Annotated in this window: 18 protein-coding genes; 8 read left to right on the plus strand and 10 right to left on the minus strand. The window is 66.9% G+C overall.

From position 1 onward, the window contains the following. Nucleotides 1-77: 77 nt before the first annotated feature. The 4 genes from ACLIJ1_RS06275 (at nucleotide 78) to ACLIJ1_RS06290 (ending at nucleotide 5286) form a co-directional block, all read left to right on the plus strand. Complete coding sequence (locus ACLIJ1_RS06275) at nucleotides 78-1652, plus strand: ABC transporter substrate-binding protein (RefSeq protein ID WP_411364611.1); 1575 nt, start codon at nucleotides 78-80, stop codon at nucleotides 1650-1652. A gap of 149 nt (nucleotides 1653-1801) precedes the next feature. Further along, on the plus strand, nucleotides 1802-2755 hold the full coding sequence (locus ACLIJ1_RS06280; RefSeq protein WP_411364612.1) for an ABC transporter permease: 954 nt from the start codon (nucleotides 1802-1804) through the stop codon (nucleotides 2753-2755). 37 nt (nucleotides 2756-2792) lie between these two features. Then, entirely contained in the window at nucleotides 2793-3626 is an 834-nt protein-coding gene (locus tag ACLIJ1_RS06285; RefSeq protein WP_411364613.1) for an ABC transporter permease, read from the plus strand. A 4-nt stretch (nucleotides 3627-3630) separates the two neighbouring features. After that, complete coding sequence (locus ACLIJ1_RS06290; RefSeq protein ID WP_411364614.1) at nucleotides 3631-5286, plus strand: ABC transporter ATP-binding protein; 1656 nt, start codon at nucleotides 3631-3633, stop codon at nucleotides 5284-5286. A 59-nt stretch (nucleotides 5287-5345) separates the two neighbouring features. On the opposite strand, the gene ACLIJ1_RS06295 is transcribed toward ACLIJ1_RS06290, so the two are convergent. After that, nucleotides 5346-5705: a GFA family protein gene (locus ACLIJ1_RS06295; protein ID WP_411364615.1), complete on the minus strand. Its 360-nt coding sequence runs from the start codon at nucleotides 5703-5705 to the stop codon at nucleotides 5346-5348. A 173-nt stretch (nucleotides 5706-5878) separates the two neighbouring features. After that, entirely contained in the window at nucleotides 5879-7489 is a 1611-nt protein-coding gene (locus tag ACLIJ1_RS06300) for a trimethylamine methyltransferase family protein (RefSeq protein WP_411364616.1), read from the minus strand. A gap of 248 nt (nucleotides 7490-7737) precedes the next feature. On the opposite strand from ACLIJ1_RS06300, the gene ACLIJ1_RS06305 reads away from it, so the two are divergent. From ACLIJ1_RS06305 to ACLIJ1_RS06320, 4 genes are all read left to right on the plus strand, one after another. Beyond that, nucleotides 7738-9771 (plus strand): hydantoinase/oxoprolinase family protein, encoded by a 2034-nt coding sequence (locus ACLIJ1_RS06305; protein WP_411364617.1) that lies wholly within the window; start codon nucleotides 7738-7740, stop codon nucleotides 9769-9771. A 13-nt stretch (nucleotides 9772-9784) separates the two neighbouring features. Then, complete coding sequence (locus tag ACLIJ1_RS06310; protein WP_411364618.1) at nucleotides 9785-10504, plus strand: hypothetical protein; 720 nt, start codon at nucleotides 9785-9787, stop codon at nucleotides 10502-10504. A gap of 183 nt (nucleotides 10505-10687) precedes the next feature. Next, nucleotides 10688-13252, plus strand: coding sequence for an FAD-dependent oxidoreductase (locus tag ACLIJ1_RS06315; RefSeq protein ID WP_411364619.1), 2565 nt, complete (start codon nucleotides 10688-10690; stop codon nucleotides 13250-13252). A gap of 18 nt (nucleotides 13253-13270) precedes the next feature. Continuing rightward, the gene (locus tag ACLIJ1_RS06320) at nucleotides 13271-14638 is read left to right on the plus strand and encodes an FAD-dependent oxidoreductase (RefSeq protein ID WP_411364620.1); all 1368 of its coding nucleotides are present in this window, start codon (nucleotides 13271-13273) and stop codon (nucleotides 14636-14638) included. On the opposite strand, the gene ACLIJ1_RS06325 is transcribed toward ACLIJ1_RS06320, so the two are convergent. The 8 genes from ACLIJ1_RS06325 to ACLIJ1_RS06360 form a co-directional block, all read right to left on the minus strand. Then, nucleotides 14556-14954, minus strand: a complete 399-nt coding sequence (locus ACLIJ1_RS06325; protein WP_411364796.1) for a luciferase family protein — start codon at nucleotides 14952-14954, stop codon at nucleotides 14556-14558. The two genes, ACLIJ1_RS06320 and ACLIJ1_RS06325, sit on opposite strands and share 83 nt — an antisense overlap. Nucleotides 14955-15200: 246 nt before the next feature. Next, a complete protein-coding gene (locus tag ACLIJ1_RS06330) occupies nucleotides 15201-16019 on the minus strand; it encodes a restriction endonuclease (protein WP_411364621.1) in 819 nt (272 codons plus the stop codon). A gap of 120 nt (nucleotides 16020-16139) precedes the next feature. Then, nucleotides 16140-17000, minus strand: coding sequence for a phosphate/phosphite/phosphonate ABC transporter substrate-binding protein (locus ACLIJ1_RS06335; protein ID WP_411364622.1), 861 nt, complete (start codon nucleotides 16998-17000; stop codon nucleotides 16140-16142). Beyond that, a complete protein-coding gene (locus ACLIJ1_RS06340) occupies nucleotides 16997-17974 on the minus strand; it encodes a fatty acid desaturase (protein WP_411364623.1) in 978 nt (325 codons plus the stop codon). The genes ACLIJ1_RS06335 and ACLIJ1_RS06340 overlap by 4 nt, the downstream gene beginning before the upstream one ends. A gap of 1 nt (nucleotide 17975) precedes the next feature. Further along, nucleotides 17976-21662 (minus strand): 2Fe-2S iron-sulfur cluster-binding protein, encoded by a 3687-nt coding sequence (locus ACLIJ1_RS06345; protein WP_411364624.1) that lies wholly within the window; start codon nucleotides 21660-21662, stop codon nucleotides 17976-17978. Beyond that, complete coding sequence (locus ACLIJ1_RS06350) at nucleotides 21659-21949, minus strand: sarcosine oxidase subunit delta (protein WP_411364625.1); 291 nt, start codon at nucleotides 21947-21949, stop codon at nucleotides 21659-21661. Before ACLIJ1_RS06350 ends, ACLIJ1_RS06345 begins: the two co-directional genes overlap by 4 nt. Nucleotides 21950-21953: 4 nt before the next feature. Continuing rightward, complete coding sequence (locus tag ACLIJ1_RS06355) at nucleotides 21954-23213, minus strand: sarcosine oxidase subunit beta family protein (RefSeq protein WP_411364626.1); 1260 nt, start codon at nucleotides 23211-23213, stop codon at nucleotides 21954-21956. 13 nt (nucleotides 23214-23226) lie between these two features. Further along, complete coding sequence (locus ACLIJ1_RS06360) at nucleotides 23227-25656, minus strand: GcvT family protein (protein WP_411364627.1); 2430 nt, start codon at nucleotides 25654-25656, stop codon at nucleotides 23227-23229. Nucleotides 25657-25667: the final 11 nt, after the last annotated feature.

The raw sequence follows: 25667 nt of genomic DNA on the forward strand, positions 1-25667 counted from the left end.
TGCGAACGGTCCTGATCTGCATGGCAGCAGGCCGCCGCACCGGTCAGCAGTTGTTCAACTTCACGGAGAAAATGAGCATGGGTCAATTCGATATGCAAACGGAGTCGGGTCTCTGGCTGGATCGTCGCTCGCTGCTGACGGGCGCCGCTGCGCTGGGCCTGTCTTCCACGCTGGGCGCCCTGCCGGCCATGGCACAGGCAACCCCCAAAAAGGGCGGCACGCTGCGCCTCGGGATGGAAGGTGGCTCGCCCTCGGACAGCCTCGACCCGCTGACCTACGCCGACTCGATCCCGATCGCCATGAGCCTCATGCTCTACAACAACCTGGTGGAGGTGGCGGACAACGGCGACGCCACTGGCGAACTGTTCGAGAAGTGGGACGTCAAGCCCGGCGCGACCGACTGGACCTTCTACGTCCGCAAAGGCATCACGTTCAGCAACGGCAAGACGCTGGATGCCGACGATGTCATCTACTCGATCAACCTGCACCGCGGTGAAACCAAGTCGCCGGCCAAATCACTGCTGGCCGAAATCGCCGACGTGAAAAAGGTCGACGCCAACACCGTGCAGATCCTGATGAAGTCGGGCAACCTGGACCTGCCCTACAACCTGTCGGACTACCACATCATCGTGGTGCCCAACGGTTTCAAGGACTGGGGCAAGCCGGTGGGCACCGGTGCCTTCACGCTGGAAGAGTTCCAGCCCGGCGTTCGCGCCACCTTCAAGCGCAAGGCGGGCAACTACTGGAAGCCCAACCGTGGCAACTTCGACCGGGTGGAGCTGCGCTACATCCCCGACGCCGCCGCCCGCACACAGGCCCTGATGACCGGCCAGGTGGACGCGATCAACCGCGCCAGCCCCAAGACGGCGGGCCTGCTGGAGAAGGCGCCCAACATCAAGCTGTCGCGCACGCCCGGTGCTGGCAACCGCTTCAGCTTTGTGGCACACACCGACAAGGCGCCGTTCAACAACACCGACCTGATCATGGCGCTCAAGCACGGCATCGACCGCCAGACCATCGTCAAGAACGTCTTCTCGGGCTATGCGTCTGTCGGCAACGACAACAACATCGGGCCGAAGATGAAGTTCTACGACCCCAAGCAGAAGATGAACGCGTTCGATCTGGACAAGGCCAAGTTCCACTTCAAGAAGTCGGGCGTGACCGCACCGATCGAGCTGCAGGTCTCCGAAGGCGCCTTCACCGGTGCCACCGATTCCGGTCAGGTGTTCCAGGAGTCTCTGGCCAAGGCCGGCATCAAGCTCGACCTCAAGCGCGTCTCGGGCGACGGCTACTGGGACAACGTGTGGCTCAAGCAACCGTTCTGCGCGGTGTACTGGGGCAACCGCCCGACCATCGACAACCAGCTGACCAGCACCTTCGCTGGCGGCCTGACCAATCCCTGGAACGACACGCGCTTTCTCAACGATGAGTTCAACAAGACGCTGGTGGCGGCGCGTGTCGAGCTCGACCAGACCAAGCGGGCCGCCATGTATGCGCGCTGCCAGGAGATCGTCAGCCAGCAGGCCGGCATGATCAACTTCTGCGTGCAAGACTATCTGGACGCCCACAGCACCAAGCTGATGGGCCTGACCATCTCGGCCCGTTACGACCTGGGCGACCAGCGCATCGCCGAAAAGGGCTGGTTTGCCTGACCGGGACCCGGACGCTTGAGATGTGGTGACAAGGGCGGGGTGGAGCCGGATTCCACCCCGCCCTTTTTCCTGCCAGGGCGGTTGTTCAGGCACACCGCTTGCTTACAGATGAGCGGCCTGCCCGTGCTTCGCTGAACCCACAAGAAAACATGGCAAAACTCATCCTCAACCGGCTCCTGCTGGCCGTCTTCACGCTGTTTGCGGTGTCGGTGCTGATCTTCGTGTGCACCGAAATCTTGCCCGGCGACGTGGCCTCGGCGGTGCTGGGCCAGGGTGCCACGCCCGAAGCGCTGGTGATCTTCCGCAAGGAGCTCGGGCTGGACGTGCCGGCACCGATCCGCTTCTGGAACTGGCTCACCTCAGCGCTGCAGGGTGACCTGGGCACCGCGCTCACCAACAAGCGGGACATCGTGGACGAGCTGTTGCCCCGGCTGGCCAACACCCTGTTCCTGGCGGGCTACGCGGCCCTGATCGCCATCCCGCTGGCGGTCGGGCTGGGCGTCTACTCCGCGATCAATGAAGGCAAGCTGGGCGACAAGCTTTCGAACATCCTGACCCTGATCGCGATCTCCCTACCCGAGTTCTTCATTGCCTACCTGCTGATCATCTTCTTTGCCGGCGTCAGTTTTCTTCAGTGGTTCCCTTCACTCTCCACTGTTTCGGCCGGCATGCCATTCGGCGAACGGGTCTACCAGACCACCCTGCCCGCCTTCACACTGACCCTGCTGGTCGCTGCCCACATCCTGCGAATGACCCGAAGTTCGGTGCTGTCGGTCATGTCCACACCGTACATCGAGATGGCCTTTCTCAAGGGCGCCAGGCGCGGACGGGTCATCACGCGACACGCCCTGCCCAATGCCGCCGCCCCCATCATCACCGTGATCGGACTGAACCTGGCCTACCTGGTGGTGGGCGTGGTGGTGATCGAGGCGGTCTTCACCTACCCCGGCCTGGGCCAGTACATGGTCGACGCCGTGTCCAAGCGGGACGTGCCGGTGATCCAGGCCTGCGGTCTGGTGTTCGCGCTGGTGTTCGTGGGTCTGAACACCCTGGCGGACGTGCTGGTGATCCTGGTCAACCCCCGCCTGCGCCACAAGCGCTGAGCGGCGAAGCAGAACAAGACATCGAGGACATCGGCCCATGAAACTGTTCGGACAGAAACTCACCTTCACCGCCCTGTTTGGCCTGGTGGTCACCACGCTGTTCCTGCTGGTGGTGCTCCTGGCGCCGTGGATTGCCCCTTTCGGCGAGGCCGAAACGGTGGGCGGCACCTGGGACCTGGCGTCGGCCCAGCACTGGCTGGGGACCGACCAGATCGGGCGCGACATGTTCACCCGCATCCTCTATGGCACCCGCATGACGATTGCGGTGGCCTTTGCCATCACCCTGATGTCGTTCTTCATCGGCATCGTGATCGGGTTCACCAGCGCGGTGCTGGGCGGCTGGGTCGACACCTTCTTCAGCAGGCTCGTGGACGTGATGCTCTCCATCCCCAGCCTGATCTTTGCGCTGATCATCCTGGGCGTTTTCGGCTCCAGCATTCCGGTGCTGATCCTGACCATTGCCGTGCTCGACGCCACCCGTGTGTTCCGTCTCTCGCGCGCGCTGGGCATGAACCTGACGGTGATGGAATATGTGGAAGCCGCGAAGCTTCGCGGCGAGGGCCTGTGGTGGGTCATCACCCGCGAGATCCTGCCCAACGCCTGGGCCCCGCTGGTGGCCGAGTTCGGGCTGCGCTTCTGCTTCAACTTCCTGTTCATCGCCGGCCTGTCGTTCCTGGGCCTGGGCATCCAGCCGCCGTTTGCCGATCTGGGCGGCATGGTCAAGGAGAACGCCGCGGCGATCAACTTTGGCATGATGGCCCCGATCTACCCGGCGGCCACCATCGCCTTGCTGACTGTGGCGGTCAATCTGGTGGTCGACTGGATGCTGTCGGTAGACGCGCGACCCTCCGGCGCCCAGGCAGAACTCTGAGCGGATGAACACCATGAGCGAGAACAACGTCATCCTGCACATCAAGGGTCTGCGCCTGGAGAGCATCGCCGGCCAGGTGATCGTCGACAACGTCGACCTGACGCTGAACAAGGGTGAGGTGCTCGGCCTGATCGGCGAGAGCGGGGCCGGCAAGTCGACCATCGGCCTCTCGGGCATGGCCTATGCCCGTGCGGGTGTGCACATCGCCGGCGGCGAGATCAACCTGGGCGGCACCAACATCCGCAGCCTCGACGCCGACGGTCGCCGCAGCATGCGCGGCAAGCGCATCGCCTACATCGCCCAGTCCGCCACCGCCGCCTTCAATCCCGCCCATTCGCTGATGGACCAGGTCTGCGAAGCGCCGCTGATCCACAAGATCATGAACCGGCCCGATGCCGAGGCCTGGGCGCGCGAGCTGTTCACCGCGCTGGATCTGCCCGACCCGCTGAATTTCGGTGCCCGCTACCCGCACCAGGCCTCGGGCGGACAGCTGCAGCGCGCGATGGCGGCGATGGCCATGTCGTGCCGCCCTGATGTTCTGGTGCTCGACGAGCCGACCACTGCGCTGGACGTGACCACGCAGATCGAGGTGCTGATCCTGCTCAAGTCGCTGATCCACAAGTACAACACCGCCGCCCTGTACATCACCCACGACCTGGCCGTGGTGGCCCAGGTCGCCGACCGCATCAAGGTGCTGCGCCACGGCAAGGAGGTCGAGGAAGGGCAGACCGACCAGATCCTGCACCATGCCCGACAGGACTACACCGCGCGTCTGGTCGCCGTGCGCGGTGCCGCCGCGAGCGAACGCGCCGTGCAGGGCACGGTCCAGCCGGAGACGGTGCTGTCGATCAAGGACTGCCACGCCTACTACGGCGATTTCCATGTCGTCAAAGGCGTGTCGCTGGACGTGAAGAAGGGCGAAACCGTGGCCGTGGTGGGCGAATCGGGGTCGGGCAAGTCGACCCTGGCGCGGGTCGTCACCGGCCTGCTGCCGCCCAAGAGCGGCGAGATCGTGTTCCAGGGTGCGGCCCTGCCGCGCTCGCTCAAGGAGCGCAGCAAGGAACTGAAACGCCGCATCCAGCTGGTCTACCAGATTCCTGATGTGGCCATCAACCCGCGCCAGCGCCTGCTGGACATCGTGGGCCGGCCCGTGCAGTTCTATTTCGGGCTGGGGCGGCAGCAGACCCTGGAGCGTGCCAAGGAACTGATGCGGTTGGTCGAACTGCCGGAAGACTTCCTGCAGCGCCGTCCGGGTCAGCTCTCGGGCGGTCAGAAACAGCGCGTCTGCATCGCCCGGGCGCTGGCAGCGAAACCCGAGCTGATCATCCTGGACGAACCGACCTCGGCGCTGGACCCGTTGGTGGCCGAAGAGATCCTGACCCTGCTGCGCAAGCTGCAGTCCGAGCTGGGCCTGTCCTACATCCTGATCACCCACGACCTGGATGTGGTGCACCGCATCGCGCACCGCACCGCCGTCATGCTCAAGGGCGAATTCGTCGCCTTCGACAGCACGCAACAGATCTTCGAAGCGCGCGAGCACCCCTACACGCGCAAGCTCATCACCGCCGTGCCCGAAATGCGCACCGACTGGCTCGATGAGGTGCTGGCGATGCGAAACGAGGAAGCACCCCCCGCGCCGCTTCGCGTCACCCCCCTCTAGGGGGGCGGCACTGGCCGTCTGGCAAAGCCAGCCCGGCGGTGCCCTGGAGCGGCTCCCTTTCACTCACGGTCCACTTGCCATTGCGGCGAGCCGCTGGCGATCTCGACGTAATCGCTCTTGTCCTTGACGAAGATGTGACCGAGGGTCTTGAGCCCTGTCGGCGTATCGAGGGTGCCGGTGCCGATCGAGACATGTTCGTTGTCGTCCAGTTGCCAGAACAGGCTGGAGCCGCAGTGGCGGCAGAAACCGCGCTGCGCGTGGTCAGACGAGCGGTACCAGGCCAGACCGTCGTCCTGCACCAGATGCAGATCTGCGCGCAGACAACGGGTCGCGGACCAATAGTGGCCACTGCTCTTGCGGCACTGGCTGCAATGACAAGCCAGGCTGTCGCGCAACGGGCCAACAACCGCGAATTGCACAGCACCGCAAAGGCAGGACCCTTTGGCCGTTGGTTTCAGTGGCTCGGTCTGCACAGCATGCACCTCCAAGAATCGCTTGAAGCAGCGCCTCGCAAGGCCAGGATGCGGTGGAACCGGCTTCGCCGGGCCACTCGCATCGCCCCCTGGGGGGTGACGCGAAGCGGCGCGGGGGGTCAAATATTCGAATCGGCGAACGACGACTTGCGCCGGTTCACATAGTCGAGGATGGATTCATCGACCGCCGGGTCCATCGGCGGCGCCACGTATTCGGCGAGCTGGCGCTTGTACAGCGCGTTGGCGCGCTGGGCCAGGTCCTTCGAACCCTCGGCTTCCCACTGCTCGAAGCTGTTGTTGTCGGTGATCGGCGAGCGGTAGAACGCGCTCTCGAAGTTGGCCTGCGTGTGCGCGCAGCCCAGAAAGTGCTTGCCGGGGCCGACTTCGCGGATCGCGTCCATGGCCTGTCCGTTTTCGCTCATGTCCACGCCGGCCAGCAGGGTGTGCATCATGCCTGCCTGGTCCACGTCCATGATGAACTTCTCGTAGCCCATCGACAGGCCGCCTTCGAGCCAGCCCGCGGTGTGCAGCACGAAATTGACGCCCGCCAGGCAGGTCGGCAGCATGGTGTTGGCCGACTCGCTGGCCGCCTGCGCGTCGGCAATCTTGGAGCCGCACAAGCCGCCACCGGATCGGAACGGCACACCGAGCCGGCGCGCCAGCGCGGCCATCGCGTAGAGCACCAGGGCCGGTTCGGGTGTGCCAAAGGTCGGCGCGCCCGACTGCATGGAAATCGACGACGCGAAGCTGCCCAGCACCACCGGCGCGCCGGGACTCACCAGCTGCACGAATGCCATGCCCGCCAGGGCCTCGGCCAGGGTCTGTGCACAGGTGCCCGCCACCGTGACCGGTGACATGGCGCCGGCCAGGATGAAGGGGGTGATGATGGTCGCCTGGTTGGCCCGTGCGTACACCTTGGCGGCACCGAGCATGGTCTCGTCGAAGGTCATCGGCGAGTTGGCGTTGATCAGGTTGATCACCACCGTCCTGTTCTTGCCGGTGGCCGGATCGATGAAGTTCTCGCCAAACAGGCGCCGCGCCATCTCGACCGTGTCGTGTGCGCGTTCGGGATGCGTGACCGAGCCCATGAAGGGCTTGTCGCTGTACTTCATGTGCGCGTACACCATGTCGAAGTGACGCTTGTTGACGGGCAGGTCCACCGGCTCGCAGATGGTGCCGCCCGAGTGGTGCAGCGAATGCGCGGTGTAGGCCAGCTTGACGAAGTTCTGGAAGTCTTCAATCGTGGCGTAGCGGCGACCTTTGTCGAGGTCGCGCACGAAGGGCGAGCCGTAGGCCGGGGCGAACACTGTGTTGGGGCCGCCGATGACCACGTTGCGCTCGGGGTTGCGCGCGTGCTGGGTGAACATGCGCGGTGCGCTGGACTGCACGATCTGGCGGCACATGCCGCGCGGAAAGCGCACCCGCTCGCCCTGCACGTCGGCGCCCGCCGCCTTGAGGATCTGCAAGGCCTCGGGGTCGTCGCGGAAGTCGATGCCGACTTCCTCAAGGATGGTGTCGGCGTTGTGTTCAATGATCGACAAGCCCTCCTCCCCCAGCACCTCGAAGCAGGGAATCTGCCGCGTGATGTAAGGGACCGAATGGCCGGTGCGGGCCGCGCGGGCCGCGCGCTTGGCCTCACGGCCACCGCTGGCCCGGCGACCTCTCGCGGCCGGTGCGTCGGTGGCTGGCGTGTCGGTCGCAGGCGTGTCAGGGGAAGAATCTTGGCTCATGGGGGTTGGCTCCGGCATTCGCGCTCGTGTGTGGTCGGGGGTTCAGCAGGGCAGTATCGGCAAAGGACCAGGCTCCAAGTGGTCCACAAGCGACCCGGCTTTGCACAGCCACGCCATTATTGGCCGACGGGAAGTCCCCAGCCGTGAAGGCCCCATTGGCTTCCACCACAATGCGGCCAGCGCGGGCGGGCAACATCGGCAGGCCAATTGCCCGTCACGTCAGAAACCCCTTTTCCCCGATTTCTCTCATGACATACGGCCTTGGCATCGACACCGGCGGCACCTTCACCGACGCGGTGCTGCTGGACAACGCGAAGCAGGTGGTCGCGACGGCCAAGAGCCTGACCACGCACTACGACCTGGCGCAGGGCATCGCCGGCGCGCTGGCCCAGTTGCCGCAGGAGCGGCTGCAGGCGGTGAACCTGGTCTGCCTGTCCACCACCCTGACCACCAACTCGGTGGTCGAAGGCAAGGGCGCACCCGTGTGCGTGCTGCTGGCGGGCTACGACGAGCGCCAGATCAAGGCCAGCGGCCTGATCGAGCTGCTGGGGCACGACGCCATCGTCTCCCTGGCCGGTGGTCACGACGCTTCCGGGCAACCCGTGTGCGCGCTCGACGAGGACGCGGCCCGGGCCGCGATCAGTGCGCAGGCACCCCGGGTCAGCGCGTTCGCGATCTCGGGCACGTTTGCGGTGCGCAACCGGGCCCACGAAATGCAGCTGCGCGCCTGGGTGCGCGAGCTGTGCGACAAGCCGGTCACCTGCGGCCACGAGCTGGCCAGCAGCCTGGGCGCGCCGCGGCGCGCGCTGACCACCGCGCTGAACGCCCGCATGATCCCGTTCATCCAGCGGATGATCGAATCGGTGCGCGCCACGCTGGGCGAGCGCGGCATTCACGCGCCGCTGATGGTGGTCAAGGGCGACGGCAGCCTGGTGAACGTGGACAGCGCCCTGCAGCGGCCCGTCGCCACCGTGCTGTCCGGCCCGGCGGCCAGCGTGCTCGGCGCCTGCGCGCTGGCCGGTACCGACAACGCCATCATGGCCGACATGGGCGGCACCACCACCGACATCGCCGTGGTGCGCGGCGGCATGCCCGCGCTCAGCGAAGACGGCGCGCTGATCGGCCAGTGGCGCCCCATGGTGGAGGCGGTGAAGATCTACGCCATCGGCTTGGGCGGCGACAGCGAAGTCCGCTTCCAGGGTGGCGCCGGCATGACCATCGGCCCACGCCGGGTGCTGCCCGTCAGCCTGCTGGTGCACCAGCACCCGCAGCTGCTGGCTGTGCTGGAGCGCCAGCAGAACGAGACGCCGCACGCCAGCCAGATGCGTTTTGCCGTGCGGCTGCAGAACGATCCGGCCCAGCTGGACCGGCTGGCCGACGACGAGCGCATGGCCTGGGACCGGCTGGCCGAGGGGCCGCTGGATGTGGAGCGGGCCAATGTCGAGAACCGGCCCCTGGCGCGCGCGGTAGCCCGGCTTGAGCGCAAGGGGCTGGCGCTGTACAGCGGCTTCACGCCCAGCGACGCGGCCCATGTGATGAACCTGTGCGGCCACTGGAGCCGCGACGGCGCGGTGCTGGCCGCCCGCATCTGGGCCCGACAGATGCGCCACCTCTACGGCCTGGGCAAATGGACGCTCGGCGACGAGGTGGGCCCCAGCCAGCAGGTCATCGACCAGGTGATCGACGGCATTGCACAGAAGCTGATCGAAGCCGGCCTGAACGACGCCGGCCAGATGAACGAGCAGAACGCCGGCAAGATGTCGACCCTCTTGACCCAGATGGCCTTGCACCGGCGCGGCAGCGCTGGCGCGAGCGACACAGCGGCGCCGGTGTTCCAGATCCAGTTCGCCCCTGGCATGCCGCTGATCGCCGTCGGCGCTCCATCGCACAGTTACTACCCCACCGTGGCCAGAGAGATGGGCCTGGAGCTGATCAACCCGCCCCACGCCGACGTGGCCAACGCCGTTGGCGCGGTGCTGGGCCAGGTGGTGCAGCGGGTGCACCTGCTGGTCACCCAGCCCTCGCGAGGCGTGTTCCGCCTGTTCGGCGTCGACGGGCCGCAGGACTACCCTGCCCTCCCCCAGGCCTTCGAGGCCGCGCGCCAGACCACCGCCGCCATGGCCCGGGCACAGGCGATCGCCGCCGGTGGCGAAGAGAGCGACCTGAAGCTCGACTGGATCCACGACGAGAACAGCGTGAGCAACGACATCGACGGCGACGTGTTCTTCGAGGCGCGCGTGGGGGCCGTGGCCACCGCACGTCCCCGGCGCAGCAGCGACTGAGCGGCAGGGTCCCATGAGCGCCAACGAACTGCTCAGTGACTTGCACCGGCACGGGCTGGTGCTGCGCGGTGTGCTCAGACCAGGGGCGGACGATCACTGGCCCGCTCTGCCCTCGGGCGAACCTGCGCGGCTGTGGCTCGTCGGCGCGGTGGGCTCCTCGCTGTGGGCGCCGTTCTCGACTTCGCCCGAGTTCCACGATGGCCAGGGCGACCCGCTGGACCGATGGAGCCGGCGCATGGGTGAACACTGGGCCCAGCGGCTCGGTGGCCTGGCGCTGTTTCCTTTCGGCGGGCCACCGCACTGGCCGTTCCAGCGCTGGGCCGACCGCGCCGAACCACTCACACCCAGCCCGCTGGGCCTGCGCCTGCACCCCCAGCACGGCCTGTGGCACGCTTACCGGTTTGCGCTGCTGCTGCCCGAGCGTATCGCTGCGCCTGAAGCACCAGACATGCCTGCCGTACCTGCGGAAAAAGTCGCCGGGAAAGCGTCCGCCGCCTGCGCCACCTGCCCGTCACTGTGCGTCAAGGCCTGCCCCGTCGGCGCACACGACAACGGCTTCGACCTGCTCCGCTGCGTCGCCCACTTGCGCACGCAGGAGGGGCAGACCTGTCTGCAGCAGGGCTGCCAGGCGCGCGCCGCGTGCCCCGAAGGCACGGGGTCGAGGTACCTGCCTGACCACGCGGCCTTCCACATGCAGGCCTTTGCCGCCCGGTACCTGCGCGAGACCGACTGAACGCCCTGGGGCCGGGTCGGGCTGCCGCTATTCCACAAGCGGCGGTCGCAAATGGAAGCCCTTGCGCCGGGGTGCTGAATACACTTTGACTGGTAGCCGGCTGAGAGGCCGAGTGGATGGGGTGCGCGCACGGGCGACACACCCTGCCGCAGCCACCCCACTTTCCTTAGGAGCGAGCCCCAAATGGCCAAATTCCCCGAGCGAGCGAGAGTTGTCATCATCGGCCAGGGAGGCATCGTCGGTGCCTCGGTGGTCCACCACCTGATCGAACGGGGCTGGGACAACATCGTGGGCATCGACAAGTCCGGCATCCCCACCGACATCGGATCGACGGCGCACGCGTCGGACTTCTGCTTCAACACGATGCACGACCCGCTGTCGATCTTCACCACGAAGTACAGCATCGACTTCTACGAGAAGATGGGCCGCTACGACCGCATCGGCGGGCTGGAAGTGGCCCGCGTCGGCGACGACGAACGCATGCAGGAGCTCAGGCGCCGCGTGGCCTCGGGCAAGGCCTTTGGCAACCGCGTGGAGCTGATCACCGCGGCCGAGGCCAAGGCCCGCTTCCCGCTGCTCGAAGAAAGCATGATCCAGGGCGCGCTGTGGGACCCGGACGCGGGCCTGGTCAAGCCGCGCTCCCAGATGGTGGCCGGCGAGCTGGTGGACGCGGCCATCGCCTCCGGCAAGCTGCTGTCGTTCGCCAACACCGCCTGCACCGGGCTGCGCATGGACAACGGCCGCATCGTGGGCGTGGAGACCAACAAGGGCTTCATCGCGGCAGACAACGTGGTGGTGTGCGCCGGCCTGTGGGGGCGGCTGATCGCGGGCATGGCCGGCGAAGACCTGCCCATCATGCCGGTGGACCACCCGCTCACCTTCTTCAAGCCCTACCTGGAGTTCGCCGGCACCGGCAAGGACATCGGCTACCCGCTGCTGCGCGACCAGGGCAACTCGGCCTACCTGCGCGACACCGGGGACCCCAAGACGCCCGAAGGCGGCCAGATCGAATGGGGCTACTACGAAGAGAAGAACCCGCGCATGTGCCACCCGCGCGACCTGCTCGAAAAAGAAGAAGCCCGCCTCTCGCCGTCGCAGCGCGACCTGGAGCTGGATCAGATCATGGCGCCGCTGGAGCGCGCCATCGAGCTGACGCCCATCCTCGCGGAACTGGGCTACGACGAGAAGTACTCCTTCAACGGGCTGCTGCAGGTCACCACCGACGGCAACCCCTCGATCGGCGAGTCGTCCAAGGTGCGCGGCCTGTGGTACGCCGAAGCCGTGTGGGTGAAGGACGCCCCCGGCATCGGCAAGCTGGTGGCCGACTGGATGACCGACGGTTTCACCCACATCGACCACGCCCGCATGGACGTGGCCCGCATTTACCCGTTCCAGCAGGACGAGCAGTACATCCACGACCGCTGCTACGAAGGCGCCTTCAAGATCTACAACCCGCCGGTGCACAACCGCGAGCCCTACGCCTCGCAGCGCGGCATCTACAAGAGCCCGTTCCACGAGCGCGAGAAGGCCCTGGGCGCCTATTTCATGGAACTCTCAGGCTGGGAGCGCGCCCACGGCTATGCCAGCAACGAGCACCTGCTCGCGGTGTACGGCGACAAGGTGCCGGTGCGGGCCAACGAGTGGGACAACCGCCATTTCTGGCGCGTCTCCAACGCCGAGCACCTGAAGATGTCGGAAGACGTCGGCATGATCAACGTGTCGCACTTCGCCGAGTTCGATGTGGAAGGCCCCGACGCGGCCGAGCTGCTGGAATACATCTGCGTGGCCAAGGTCGGCGGCGACACGCCGGTCGGCAAGGGCATCTACACCCACTTCCTGGACAGCAAGGGCGGCGTGCGCGCCGACCTGACCGTGCTGCGCCTGGGGCAGGACCAATACCGCGTGATCGACGGCGCCGACGCTGGCCACCGCGACCTGATCTGGGTGCGCCGCATGGCGCAGGACCGCGGCGCCAACGTGACCGTGACCGACACTACCACGCAGTACGGCTGTCTCGGCGTCTGGGGGCCGAACGCCCGCGCCACGATCCAAAAGATCGCCGACGAGCCCGAAGCCTGGAGCAACGAGAACTTCCCGTTCGCCGCCCTGCGCAACCTCACGATCAAGGGCGTGCCGGTGCTGGCCTTCCGCATCTCGTATGTGGGTGAACAGGGCTGGGAACTGCACTTCAAGTACGACGACGGCCTGGCCCTGTGGGACGCGCTGTACGCCGAGGGTGTCACGCCCGTGGGTGTGGAAACCTACGCCAACAGCCGCCGCATGGAAAAAAGCCTGCGCCTGCAGAACGCCGACCTGCTGACCGAATACAACCTGTATGAGTGCGACCTGGCCCGCCCCAAGGTCAAGGCCGCCGACTTCCATGGCAAGGCGGCGCACCTGGCGTTCCGCGAGCGTGAGCAGCAGCCGGCCATGCTCTGCACCCTGGTGATGACGAACAACGTCGACAGCACCGGCGTGGCCCGCTACCCGGTGGGCACCTGTCCGGTGCTCGACCCGGCGACCGGCGCCACGCTGATCGACGAACTCGGCCGCCGCTCTTACACGACCAGCATCGCCTTCGGCCCCACCATCGGCAAGAACATCGCCCTCGCCTACCTGCCCCAGGCGTTCTGCGAGGTCGGGCGCGAACTGCAGATCCAGTACTTTGCCGATGTCTACCCGGTGCGGGTCGAGGCGGTGGGCTACCGCCCGCTGTACGACCCGGAGAACCTCAAGCCCAAGTCCTAAAAGCAGCTTTTACCCACCATGTCCCCGCTGCGCATCCACGAACCCGCGCGCGACATCGACGTCATCCACCGGTGCGACGTGCTGGTGCTGGGTTCGGGCCCCGGCGGGCTGGCCGCGGCGCTGGCGGCGGCGCGGGCCGGCGTGTCGGTAGCGCTGGTCGAGCGTTTTGGCTGCTTCGGCGGCAACATCACCGTGGTGGGCGTCGAAGGCCTGGCCTGGTACCGCCACGAACAGACCGTCGAGGCCAACGGCATCGGCCGCGAGTTTGAAGAGCGGGCCAAGGCCATGGGCGCGGCGGTGCCCGAATCGCAGTCCCTGTCTTACGAGATCGACGCCGAAGGCTTCAAGCTGGTCGCCGATCAACTGGTACAGGAAGCGGGCATCCACCCGATGCTGCACCGCGTGGTGGTCGCGCCGGTCATGGACGGCGACTCGATCCAGGGCGTGATCGTCGAAAGCAAGGCCGGGCGCGAAGCCATCCTCGCGCAGCGCGTCATCGACGCCACTGGCGACGCCGACATCGCGCACCGCGCGGGCGCCCCGACGCACAAGACGCCGCTCGAGCACATGCAGGCCGCCTCGGTGATGTTCCACCTCGCCGGGGTCGACAAGGCCCGCTTCATGGCCGGCGTGCGCGCCGACCCGCAGACCTACAGCGACTGGGCGACGGGCGAATGGAAGATCGAAACCTCGGGCAAAGAGGACAAGATGTTCTCGCCCTTCCTCAAGAAGCCTTTTGCGCAGGCTCTGGAGGCCGGCCTCATCCCCGCGCACCTCACCACCATCGCCGGCACCTGGGGCGCCATGCACGACAGCGGCGAGCTGACCTACATGAACCTCGTCCACCTCGCCGGCTGCGACGGCACCGACCCGGACAGCATGACCCGCTTCGAGATCGAAGGCCGGTTGCAGGCCATGCTCGCCATCGAAGCGCTCAAGCGCTTCACCCCCGGCTGCGAAAACGCCCGGCTGCGCAACTTCGGCATGACGGTCGGCATCCGCGACACCCGCAAGATCGACGCCGTCTACAACCTCACCGAGCACGACGTGCGCGAACAGGGCCGCTTCGACGACAGCATCGGCATCTACCCCGAGTTCATCGACGGCTACGGCATCCTGATCCTGCCGACCACCGGCCGCTACATGCAGATCCCCTACCGCTGCATGCTGCCCCAGGGCGTGAAGAACCTGCTGGTCACCGGCCGCGCCATCGGCGGCGACCGCATCAGCCACGCCGCCACCCGCAACATGGCCTGCTGCGCCGTGGCCGGCCAGGGCGCCGGCATCGCCGCCGCGCTCTCGGTCAAGGACGGCGTCGGGCTCGACGCGGTGTCGATCCCGGCGGTGCAGAAGGAGCTGTCGCGGCAGGGAGTGCGGTACCTCTGAGGGCAGACAACAGCTGAGCGACCGCCAGCTTGACCAGTTCTGCGGCGCGTTCGACCTCACGGTCTGTCTCGAAGCGCACTTCGATCCAGGGAGAGGACGCGGACCGGTTGGGGTGATGGACGGAGCCCGCCGGATGGGACAGCCCCAGCGACCGGATGAGCTTGCTGGTCAGTCGCAGGTCCAGTTCCTTGTCGTTGTGGAAATGCGCGAACTCCCGTCCCCGAAAAAACAGGGCCGTGCCCCCTGATACGGGCGACGGTTCAGCGGTGAGTCCTTCGACCGACGCCAGCAATTGGAGCAACTTCTGCTTGAGCATGGTGTTGGTCTGCAAGTCTTGAGGTTGAGACGCCTGGAGCCTGCTTTCGAAGGACGCCTGTGCAGAGGGAGCAATGCTCTGAGAACGGCCTCGTCTACGACCGCAAACGGCCAGGAGCGGTCATCCGCGACACGCCCCCCTAAAACGGAGACTCAAATCCCACGTAGTTTCGCTTGCGATCGTTAGCGATAGACTTGGATTGGTCTACAACACAGGTGCAAGGTTAATCAGGACTCGCGTCTACTGTCATGCTCCCTTCCTGCACCTCGCCGGCGCCTGCCCTGTGTATTGGATGCCAGTCGCATCAACGGCATGCGCCGGGTCATGTGTATAGGCTGCTTCGCAGCTTGCCAGCCGGCTCTCCAGGTCGGCGATTATCGGTTCCAGATAGATCAACACTTCCTGAGGGCCGGAAAGTATCGGGGGAGTCTGAAGATCTTGAAACGGCGTCAGGTCAGTGATCGGGTAAACGCCTCGGATGGCCTTTCCCATAATTTCATCTGCGGTGTGAAAAACAAAGAATGCTGAATAGCCTCCTCCACCCAGCTCTTGGCGAAGGCCGTGTTTGATCCGTTCACGCTTGGGGATTTCCCAGTACCGCTCTCTTGAAGCTTCAATACGCTCCAACAGCTCTCGAATGCGCAGGCTGTAAATGTCGTTTTGAGCCGACTGCATTACGTTGGCCAATGAGGTCACTACTACATTCGTGAGCTGCGCGGCTTCCATTGCGCCGCTTTGGAAGCCTGCTTCGCAGAGCAGAATTCCTCGATCAGCACCGATCTCCTGGACGATGCTCCGCAGCCCCAGAACATGCAGCTTCGACACCTTGGTCTTCCAATGTTTGCATTCGATCGCCCACGTAACTTCAAAGCCTACATGGTGCATCTTCACAAGCACATCGATGTCATGTTGTGTCCTGACGCCCTGCACAGTCACATTGGTTTGTGCATCCAAACCTAGGCTTCTAAAGAATGCCGCCGTTTCCTCCTGATATTCGCACCAATCAACTGCCATAACTTCTCCCGCGCAACATTTGAAGCGCAGATTATCGTTTCGGACTTCCATTTGACGATGAAATTGTCGCTTTGCTTCTTGCCACCGCCCGCTGAGTGACGACGTTGGCATCCAGGAAACACAGCCGACCGCTTAGGGTCGAGAGGTGCCGGTCGCAAAGGGCGGCTAGGCTCAACGCAGCACCGAATACCCCAATCGCACAGCGCCCTCTTCCATCGCCGCAATCGGCGCGTATTCCGCCAGCGTGGCGGGCTTGAAGCTCTGGAGGCGCAGCATGTCGCAGGCGGCGGGTTCGCTCTGGGGCAGGTCCATCACCAGCGCGAGCAGTTGCGCCTTTCGCGCCGCGCCGAGGTGGCGGTTGCAGATCCACGGCAGGCTGGGCGCCTGCTCGGTGCGGGCGAGCACCCGCAGTCCATACACCGCCTCGGCGCGGTACTTTGCGAGGTTGGCGAAGGTCACGCAGTCGACGGCGCAGACATCGGCTTGCCCGGTCTGTACCAGGGCGAGGCTGATGATGTGGCTGCCCGATTGCAGCACCTGCGCGAAAAAGCGCCCGTCTCTCAGCCGCGACGCGGCGAACGGCGCGAGCCGGTGGCGCAGGGCGTTCATGCCGCTGTGCGAGTCGGGGCTGTTGACTGCCAGGCGCTGGCCTTGAAGGTCAGCGAGGTCTTTCAGGTCGTCGTCGTCGCGCACGACGACGAAGCTGCAATAGCTGTGGTCCTCGCAACCATCAATGGCGAAGCCGGGTCGGGCGAGCACGTCGACGTCGCTCGCGAGGTGCTTGAGCAGCGGGTAACCGCAGGTCTGGCTCAGCAGGGTGTCGGGCGCGCGCCAGAACGCCGGGAGGTTGTCGCCGTCCGGCTCGGTGAGCGCCATCGGTTCGGCCCAGCCCTGGTCGCGCAGCCCTTGCACCACGCGCCGCAACAGGGTGCTCGCCGCCTCGGCCAGCGCCGGGCTGTTGTTGTACATGGGCAGCGCGAGTTGCCAGCTGCGGTCTCCACGGGCGCCCTGCTCGCCCCGCGCTGCGCTCATGGCTGGCGTTCCACCCGCGCCAAGAGCGCCGCTTCGATGGGGTGCACGGCGGCGTCGGTCGGGGTCCAGGCGTAGCGCAGCGCCTGCGCGGCATAGCCGGGTTGCACGAAACCGGAGCAGCGCTCCAGGTAGGCGGCGCGGTGGGCCCGGTAGACGCGCGGGATCAGGTACCAGGGCAGCCTGGGCAGGTCGTGGTGCACCAGGTGGTAGTTGTTGTTGAGGAAGAGCAGGCGCATGAACCAGCCGGCCTCGTTGATGACGATGCGGTGCTGCGGTTGCAGGGCGGCGCGGTGTTCGTAGTGGGAACGCTCCATCGCCAGCGAGAGCGCGGGATAGGCCACCAGCAGCAGGTATTGCCAGGCGCTGAACGCGCTGAACCGGTCGACAAACCACAGCAGCGCCGCGACGAGCAGCCAGTGCGGAAGCCAGTCGCGCAGCGCGTGGCCCTGCCCCCTGGCCAGCTGTGACAGGGCGTCGCGCCAGGTCTGCACGATCGCCAGCCCCGGCCCGAGCAGAAACCGGCCCAGCGCGGTCTTGCGCGCGACCCAGACAAAGCGCATCCAGGGCCCGGCGCGCTCCCAGTCGGCTTGCGAGACGTAGTTGCTCTCCGGGTCCACGCCGGGCAGGGTCAGCAGCTCGTCGCGGTGGTGCAGCAGGTGCGAGGTGCGGTAGACGCCAACCGGGTACCACAGCGAGAGCGGCGGCATGCCCAGCAGATGGTTCAGGCGTGTCGAGCGGGTCGGGTGGCCGTGGATCAGCTCGTGCTGCAGCGACAGGTGCCAGGCGCTGACGAGCGCCAGCAGCGGTGCCGACACCAGCAGGCCCAGCGACGGCGAGAGCAGGATCAGCGCCAGCCAGGCGCCGTAGATGGCCGCGATCAGCAGCCAGGTCGGCCATTCGCTGCGGGCCATCGGCTCCTGCAGCCAGGCCTCGATCTGGCGCTGTTGGGTTTCGTTCAGGTAGTGATCACTCATCTCAGTTCGAATCGACGCTCAGCTCGACCCCCCATTCGAGCGCGGCGTCCAACAGGCTCTCGACCTGGTCGTGGGCGTAGGTCGTGTGAAGGTAGAGGGCGAAGGCGTCGGCGCCGACGCGGTGCAGCAGCGCGGGCAGGTGGTGCGCGCCGCTCAGGCGGATCTCGCCGACCGGAAAGGCCGCCTCGCGAAAGTCCAGCGCGAAGAGCTTCTGCAGCGTCTCGACGGTCGCCGGGCCTTGCAGGCGCAAGCGGCAGCGGGCCTGGCCGAGGTCCAGGCAGTGGCCCACGTCGGCGGGCAGCGCCTGGTGCAGCTCGCGCAGCAAGTCCGAGCCGGGCGCGGCGATCAGCAGCAACTCTTCGGGTCCGGTGCGCGCGACCCAGTGGCCGTCCTGCGTGGCGGTCTGCCCGGGTGCGGCGGGCAGCGGCAGCAGCGGCGAGAGCCGCTCGGCCAGCGCGTCCCAGCCGCCGATCCAGGTGCTGATCTGGGTGAGCTGCGCCAGCGTGCCGGCCTGCATGTGCACCTGCACCAGACCGTCGCGGTTGGGGCGACGCTGCGCCATGGTGGCGGGGAACGGCCCGACGCGGGTGGCGCTGAGCGTGGGCATGGGCGCTGGTATGGGTGACGCGGTCGCCGCATCGTCCGTGGCGGCCGGTGCGACGGGGTTGGTCGCGTCCGGCGCCGGGTCGGCAAAACGGCTGCCCATGGGGTCGAGAAAGTGCGGCGAGACGACCTTGAGGCGGTACTGGCGCCCGAGCACCGGCGCCGCGGCGGTCACGGTACTGCCGATGCGCGCCGCGCCCTCCTGCAGCAGGCCGAGGCCGATCGACTTGCCCAGCTCGGCGCTGTAGCAGGTCGATGTGATGTGGCCGCGGCCGACGCCTTTGATCTCGTCGCCCTCGAAGAACAGGATGCTGCCGTTGGTGGGAGGCTGGTCGGCGTCGATGGCTTCGAGCCCGACGAGGGTCGGCCGGTTGTCGCGCGTCAGGTTGGGACTCTGGCTCAGGGCCTGGCCCCAGTAGGGCTTGAGAGCGCTTGCCATCTTGCCCATGCCGACGTCGGTCAGCGTGGTGCGGCCGTCGAGCTCGGAGCCGACGACGTGGCCCTTCTCGATGCGCAAACTGGCCAGCGCTTCCAGCCCGTAGGCGCGCAGGTTCCAGGGCTGGCCCGCGGCCATCAGGTGTTCCCAGACCGGCAGGCCGTGGTGGGTCGGCGTGTAGACCTCGTAGGCCAGTTCGCCCGAGAACGACAGGCGGATGATGCGCAGCGGCACACCGTGGAGTTCGGTCTGGATCAGGCCCATGTGCGGCAGCGCCTGCGGGCCGACATCCACGCCTGGGAACGCGGCTTGCAGCACGCGGCGGCTGTCGCTGCCGGCGATGCTCATTGCCGCCCACTGGTCGGAGCTGGAGGCGACGGTCACGCGCAGGCCGGGCCAGACCACCTGCAGCAGAAACTCCAGATGCATCATCACCCGCGCCGCCTGGCCGGTGGTGGTGGTCATGAAGAAGTGGTGTTCGGCGAGGCGGCTGGTCGTGCCGTCGTCGAGCACCATGCCGTCCTCGCGCAGCATCAGGCCGTAGCGCGCCTTGCCCACGGGCAGCTTGGCAAAGCCGTTGACATAGACGCGGTTGAGAAACTCGGCGGCGTCGGGGCCCTGCACATCGATCTTGCCCAGGGTCGAGACATCGGCCATGCCGGTGCCCTGGCGCACGATGGCCATCTCGGCGCGGTAGGCAGGGCCGATGGACTCGCCGTTGACGCGGTACCAGAGCGCGCGGCGCCACAGGCCCGCCTCGGTCCACACCGCCTGCTGCGCCCGGTGCCAGGGCTCCATGGCGGTGCGGCGCACCGCGCGGTAGTGCTGGCGCACGCCGCGTCCGGCCAGCGCGCCGACGGTGACCGGCGTGAACGGCGGCCGGAAGGTGGTGGTGCCGACCTGTTCGATGGGCAGTCCGCGCGCAGCCGCCAGGGCCGAGAGCGCGCCCATGTTGGAGGTCTTGCCCTGGTCGGTCGCCATTCCCATCGTCGTGTAGCGCTTGAGGTGCTCGACCGAGACATAGCCCTCGCGCTGCGCGAGCTCGACGTCGTCGGCGTGCACGTCGTGCTGGAAGTCGATGAAGGCTTTGCCCCGGCATTGCGGGTGGCGCAGCACCGGCAGCGGCTGAAATGCCATCGAGGCGTCGGGCTCGTCGCCGGGCAACGGAGGCACGGCGGCGGGCGACCCGTTCGCGCCGAGCCCGGCCAACGCCCGAAGGACGGTCTGCGCGCCGCTGTCGATGGCGCTCGCCATGTCCTGGCAACCGCTCATGGCACCGGCGCAGAAATGACCGGGCGGCAGCGCGGCCGGCAGGAAGCCATGAACCGCCGGGCTGTAGACCGGCTTGCTGCCCAGGTGCGAGCTCAGGTGCACGGTGGGCGTGTAACCGCCGGACATGGCGACCAGGTCCACCGCCAGCGTGTCCAGCAACGCGCCGGCTTTCTGTTGCTGCGCATCCCACATCGCCAGCGTCGCGTTTCGCACGCCCTTGGCGCCGCGGGCCTGCACCACTGTGCAGCCCTGGCGCACCGCGACGCCCGCCGCCTTCGCGGCGTGCAACAGCGTCGGGTCCACCTCACGGCGGCTGTCGGCCAGGGTGACCTGGGCGCCGATCTGCGCCAGCGCGATGGCAGGCACGTAGGCGGCGTCGTTGTTCACCGCAAAGAGCGCGTTCTGTCCACACTGCACGGCATTGCGGTGCAGGTACTGGCCGACCGCGCTGGCCAGCATCACGCCGGGGCAGTCGTTGTCGGCGAATACCAACGGGCGCTCGATCGCGCCGCAGGCCATCACCACCGCGCCGAAACGGACCGTGCGCAGGCGCTGTTTTGGCTCGCCGAAGGCGGGGTCGTGCCGGCCCGGCGCGGCCTGCTGCACCACGCCCATGGTGTGGCTGTCGTAGAGGCCGAACGCGGTGCTGCGGGTCAGCAGCTGCACGCGCGGCGCGGCCTGCAGCCTGGTCAGGCACGCATCCCGCCAGCGGCCCCAGGCGCTGTCTTCGGCGTGACCCAACAAGGCACCGCCCAGGTCGGCGTCCTGCTCGACCAACATCACATCCCGCCCCGATTCGGCGGCGGCCAGCGCGGCGCTCAGGCCCGCCGGGCCGCTGCCGACGATCAGAAGGTCAACAAAGTCGTGCTGCGCGTCGTAGCGCTGCTCGTCCGGGGCGGTGTCGACCTTGCCGATGCCGGCGGCGCGGCGGATGTGTTCTTCGAAGAACATCCAGGCCCGCGTGCCCTCGAACGGGCCCATGAAGGTCTTGTAATAGAAGCCGGCGCCGAGCAGAGGTGCAAACCATCCGTTGACCGCGCGCCAGTCCCACTGCACCGACGGCCAGGCGTTCTGGCTGAACACCTGCAGGCCGGCCTGCGCGGGCACCAGCGTGGCGGGCAGGTTGGGTTCGTGCTGCGCGCCGACGCCCACGCCCATCAGCGCGTTGCACTCCTCGACCCCGGCGCCGACGATGCCGCGCGGGCGGTGGTACTTGAACGATCTCGCGACCACGCGGTGCCCGCCCGCCAACAATGCCGAAGCCACGGTGTCGCCTTCAAAGGCTTGTACGCGCTGGCCGTCGTAGAAGAAGTCGGCGCTGCGCGGACGCGCGATGCGCCCGCCAATGGACAATCGGCGCGGTCCGGTACCGCTCATGCCTGAATCTCCGGCGAGGCAGCAGCGGCTCGCCGCTCGTGCGCCGGCACCACCGACAGCACCTCGTGCGTCACGTTGTTGCGGGTGACCACCAGCCAGCGGCGGCAACCGAGCGTGTGCTGGAAGAACTCCTGCGTCTCGCCCCTCGGGTTGGCCCGGTCGTAAACCGCCCTCACCCAGTCTTCGCGCGGTGCGTCCAGCGCCGGGAAGGCGCGGCTGGCGTCGCCCCAGAGGGTGAACTCGTCGTGGTCGCGCAGGCCGCACCAGGGGCAGTGGATTCTGTGCATGGCGTTACTGCAGGTGGTAGTAAGGGCCGTAACCCGCTTCGTCGATGTAGCGGCCCTGGGCAAAGCGGTCCAGCGTGAAGCCCGCGGCGAGCGGGTGGTCGGCGTCGTTGGCCAGCAGGTGGGCGAAGGTCCAGCCCGAGGCGGGCGTGGCCTTGAAACCGCCGTAGCACCAGCCGGCGTTGAGGTACAGGCCGGGGACAGGCGTCTTGCAGATGAAGGGGCTGCTGTCGGGCGTCATGTCGTTCAGGCCGCCCCAGTGGCGCAGGAGGCGCAGGCGAGAGGTGAACGGGATCGCGCTGACCAGGTCCTGCTGCACCTCGACCACGTTGGCCAGGTTGCCGCGCTGGGCCCAGGAGCTGTACTTGTCCAGGTGGCCGCCGTAGACCAGGCCGCCCTTGTCCGACTGCGAAACATAGAAGTACGCCGCCGACCACACCACGACGTGGTTGACCACCGGCTTGACCGCTTCGGTCACATAGGCCTGCAGCATGTAGGTCTCGATCGGCACCTGCAGGTGCGCCTTCTGCGTCAGCAGCGTGGTGGCGCCCGCGGCGGCGAGCCCTACTCTGCCCGCGCCGATGTCGCCGCGGCTGGTCTTCACACCGACGATGCGGTCGCCGCTCCAGAGGTAGTCCTGCACCTCGCAGTTCTGAATGATGTCCACGCCCAGCTGGTCGGCGGCGCGCGCATAGCCCCAGACCACCGCGTCGTGGCGCGCGGTACCGGCGCCGTTCTGCAGCATCGCGCCGTAGATCGGGAAGCGCGCATCGTCGCTGTAGTCCAGGTAAGGCGCGAGCTTCTGCGTCTGCTCGCGGTTGAGCACCTCGCACTCCACGCCATGCAGCCGCATGGTGTTGGAGCGGCGCACCTGCGCGTCCATCGCCGAGGGCGAACACACTACGAACAGGTAACCGCGCGGCGAGAACATCACGTTGTAGTTCAGCTCGTGCGACAGCCCGCGCCAGAGATCCATGGAGTGCTCATAGAACGGTGCGTTCTCCGGCATCATGTAATTCGACCGCACGATGGTCGTGTTGCGCCCGGCGTTGCCCTGGCCGATGTAGCCCTTCTCCAGCACGGCGATGTTCTTCACGCCGTGGTTCTTCGCCAGGTAGTAGGCGGTGGCCAGGCCGTGCCCGCCACCGCCGACGATGACCACGTCATAGCTTTTCTTGGGCTCGGGGTCGCGCCAGGCGCGCTCCCAGCCCTTGTGGCCGCCCATGGCGTGCCTGAGCAGCGACCAGACGGAATAACGTTCGCTCATAGCCTCGGCCCGCTCACATCCGCATGCGCAGGGCGTCCGGGTCGAGAGGCGGGCTCATCTGCAGGCGGGCCGGTCGTCGTTCGCCCAGGATCTCGACCTCCAGCCGCAGATCGGGCCGCACCAGCGCGGTCGGAATGTAGCCCTGCGCCAGCGACTGCTGCACGAAGTGCCCGTAGCCACCCGAGGTGACCCAGCCGACCACCTGGCCGTCGACCCAGATCGGCTCGTCGCCCATCACGTCGGCGTCCAGCGCGTCCACCTCGAGGAACACCCGCGTGCGCTTCGGACCGTCGGCCCTCTCTTTCAGGGCGGCGACCTTGCCGATGAAATCGGGCTTGTCGAGCTTGACGAAGCGGTCCAGCCCGGCCTCGAACGGACCATAGATCGGGCGGAACTCGCGGTACCAGGTGCCGAAGTGCTTCTCCAGCCGCAGACACAGCAGCGCGCGCATGCCGAAGTTGCGGATGCCGTGCGGCTGGCCGGCGGCCATGATGGCCTGGTAGAGCCGGTACTGGTACTCGGGCGCGACCCAGATTTCGTAGCCCAGGTCACCGGTGTAGGTGATGCGGTTGACCAGCGCCGGCACGTTGCCGATGGTCATGTGGCGGCAGTCCATGAACTTGAACGCCGCGTTGCTCACGTCGTCGTCGGTCATCGCCGCGAGCACCTCGCGCGCCTTCGGGCCAGCGATCGACAGGCCGATCAGCTTCATGCCCAGCGCCTCGATCTGCACCGAGCCGTCGGCCGGCAGGTGCTGTTCAAACCAGCGCATGTGGTAGACCTGCGCCTGGCTGCTGCCCCACATCATGTAGTCGCCCTCTGCGAGTCGGGCGATGGTGAAATCGCCGATCAGCTTGCCTTGCGGATTGAGCATCGGCGTCAGGATGAGCCGACCGTCTTTGGGCATGGTGTTGGTCATCATGCCCAGCAACCAGGCCTCGGCGCCCGCGCCGCGGATGCGGTACTTGGCGAAGTTGGCGATCTCGGTCACGCCCACCGCCTCGCGCACAGCACGGCATTCGGCGCCGATAGGCCCGAAGTCGTTGCTGCGGTGGAAGGACACGACGTCTTCGGCCTTTTCGCCGGGTGGCGCAAACCAGAGCGGGGTTTCCATGCCCCAGCTGTCGCCCATCACCGCGCCTTGCGCGCGCATCGCGTCGTACAGCGGCGTGGTCTGCTGCGGCCGGGCGGCTGGCAGCTCTTCGTTGGGGAAGCGGATGCGAAAGCGCCGCGAGTAGTTTTCGCGCACCTTGGCCTGGGTGTAGTCGCGGGTGGCCCAGCTGCCGTAGCGCGCCACGTCCATGCCCCAGATGTCAAAGCCGGGGTCGCCATCAACCATCCAGTTGGACAGCGCCAGCCCGACGCCCCCGCCCTGGCTGAAGCCGGCCATGACACCGCAGGCGCACCAGAAGTTGCGCAGGCCCTGCACCGGACCGACCAGCGGGTTGCCGTCGGGCGCGAAGGTGAACGGTCCGTTGATGACGCGCTTGATGCCGGCGTTTTCCAGCGCGGGGAAGTGCTTGAAGGCGATTTCGAGCGAGGGCGCGATGCGGTCCAGGTCGGGCTGCAGCAACTCCTGGCCAAAGCTCCAGGGCGTCGTCCGGGTGGACCACGGCACGCCCGCCTGCTCATAGACCCCCAGCACCATGCCCTTGCCTTCCTGCCGCAGGTAACTTTCGGCACCGAAATCGATCACGTGGCCGATCTCCTTGCCGGTCGCCTTGTTGAAGGCCGTCACCTCGGGGATGTCGTCGGTGACCAGGTACATGTGCTCCATCGCCAGCACCGGCAGCTCGATGCCCACCATGCGACCGACTTCGCGCGCCCACAGGCCGCCGCAGTTGACCACGTGCTCGGCGTGGATGTCGCCCTTGTTGGTGCGCACCGTCCAGCTGCCGTCCGTGCGCTGTTCCAGCCCCTCGACCATGGTCTGGATCTCGATCTGCGCGCCGGCCAGCTTGGCTGCCTTGGCGTAGGCATAGGTGGTGCCCGAGGGATCGAGGTGGCCCTCGTTGGGGTCGAGCAGCGCGCCGATGAAGTAGCGGTCTTCGATGAAGGGGAAGTAGTTCTTGGCCTCGGCCACCGAGATGATTTCGGTCTCCATGCCCAGGTAGCGGCCGCGCGCCACCGTCATCTTCAGGAACTCCATGCGCTCGGGCGTGTCGGCCAGCATGATGCCGGGCGACTTGTGCATGCCGCACGACTGGCCGGACTTCTCCTCCAGCTCCTTGTAGAGGTTGACGGTGTAGCTCTGCAGCATGGCCACATTGGGGTCGCCGTTGAGGGTGTGGAAGCCGCCGGCGGCGTGCCAGGTGGAACCGCTGGTGAGCTGGTCGCGTTCGAGCAGCAGAACGTCGGTCCAGCCCTTCTTGGTTAGGTGGTAGAGCGCCGAACACCCCACCACCCCGCCACCGATGACCACCACTTGGGCACTTGTCTTCATGTCCGCTTCTC

The sequence above is a fragment of the Hydrogenophaga sp. RWCD_12 genome, assembly GCF_046604225.1.
In the GTDB taxonomy this organism is placed as follows: Bacteria; Pseudomonadota; Gammaproteobacteria; order Burkholderiales; family Burkholderiaceae_C; genus Hydrogenophaga.

Bases quoted from the DNA above. Each gene is read 5' to 3' on its own strand.
- ACLIJ1_RS06275 (WP_411364611.1), top strand. From the start codon at position 78: ATGGGTCAATTCGATATGCAAACGGAGTCGGGTCTCTGGCTGGATCGT.
- ACLIJ1_RS06280 (WP_411364612.1), top strand. From the start codon at position 1,802: ATGGCAAAACTCATCCTCAACCGGCTCCTGCTGGCCGTCTTCACGCTG.
- ACLIJ1_RS06285 (WP_411364613.1), top strand. From the start codon at position 2,793: ATGAAACTGTTCGGACAGAAACTCACCTTCACCGCCCTGTTTGGCCTG.
- ACLIJ1_RS06290 (WP_411364614.1), top strand. From the start codon at position 3,631: ATGAACACCATGAGCGAGAACAACGTCATCCTGCACATCAAGGGTCTG.
- ACLIJ1_RS06300 (WP_411364616.1), bottom strand. From the start codon at position 7,489: ATGAGCCAAGATTCTTCCCCTGACACGCCTGCGACCGACACGCCAGCC.
- ACLIJ1_RS06305 (WP_411364617.1), top strand. From the start codon at position 7,738: ATGACATACGGCCTTGGCATCGACACCGGCGGCACCTTCACCGACGCG.
- ACLIJ1_RS06310 (WP_411364618.1), top strand. From the start codon at position 9,785: ATGAGCGCCAACGAACTGCTCAGTGACTTGCACCGGCACGGGCTGGTG.
- ACLIJ1_RS06315 (WP_411364619.1), top strand. From the start codon at position 10,688: ATGGCCAAATTCCCCGAGCGAGCGAGAGTTGTCATCATCGGCCAGGGA.
- ACLIJ1_RS06320 (WP_411364620.1), top strand. From the start codon at position 13,271: ATGTCCCCGCTGCGCATCCACGAACCCGCGCGCGACATCGACGTCATC.
- ACLIJ1_RS06325 (WP_411364796.1), bottom strand. From the start codon at position 14,954: ATGCTCAAGCAGAAGTTGCTCCAATTGCTGGCGTCGGTCGAAGGACTC.
- ACLIJ1_RS06330 (WP_411364621.1), bottom strand. From the start codon at position 16,019: ATGGAAGTCCGAAACGATAATCTGCGCTTCAAATGTTGCGCGGGAGAA.
- ACLIJ1_RS06335 (WP_411364622.1), bottom strand. From the start codon at position 17,000: ATGAGCGCAGCGCGGGGCGAGCAGGGCGCCCGTGGAGACCGCAGCTGG.
- ACLIJ1_RS06340 (WP_411364623.1), bottom strand. From the start codon at position 17,974: ATGAGTGATCACTACCTGAACGAAACCCAACAGCGCCAGATCGAGGCC.
- ACLIJ1_RS06345 (WP_411364624.1), bottom strand. From the start codon at position 21,662: ATGAGCGGTACCGGACCGCGCCGATTGTCCATTGGCGGGCGCATCGCG.
- ACLIJ1_RS06350 (WP_411364625.1), bottom strand. From the start codon at position 21,949: ATGCACAGAATCCACTGCCCCTGGTGCGGCCTGCGCGACCACGACGAG.
- ACLIJ1_RS06355 (WP_411364626.1), bottom strand. From the start codon at position 23,213: ATGAGCGAACGTTATTCCGTCTGGTCGCTGCTCAGGCACGCCATGGGC.
- ACLIJ1_RS06360 (WP_411364627.1), bottom strand. From the start codon at position 25,656: ATGAAGACAAGTGCCCAAGTGGTGGTCATCGGTGGCGGGGTGGTGGGG.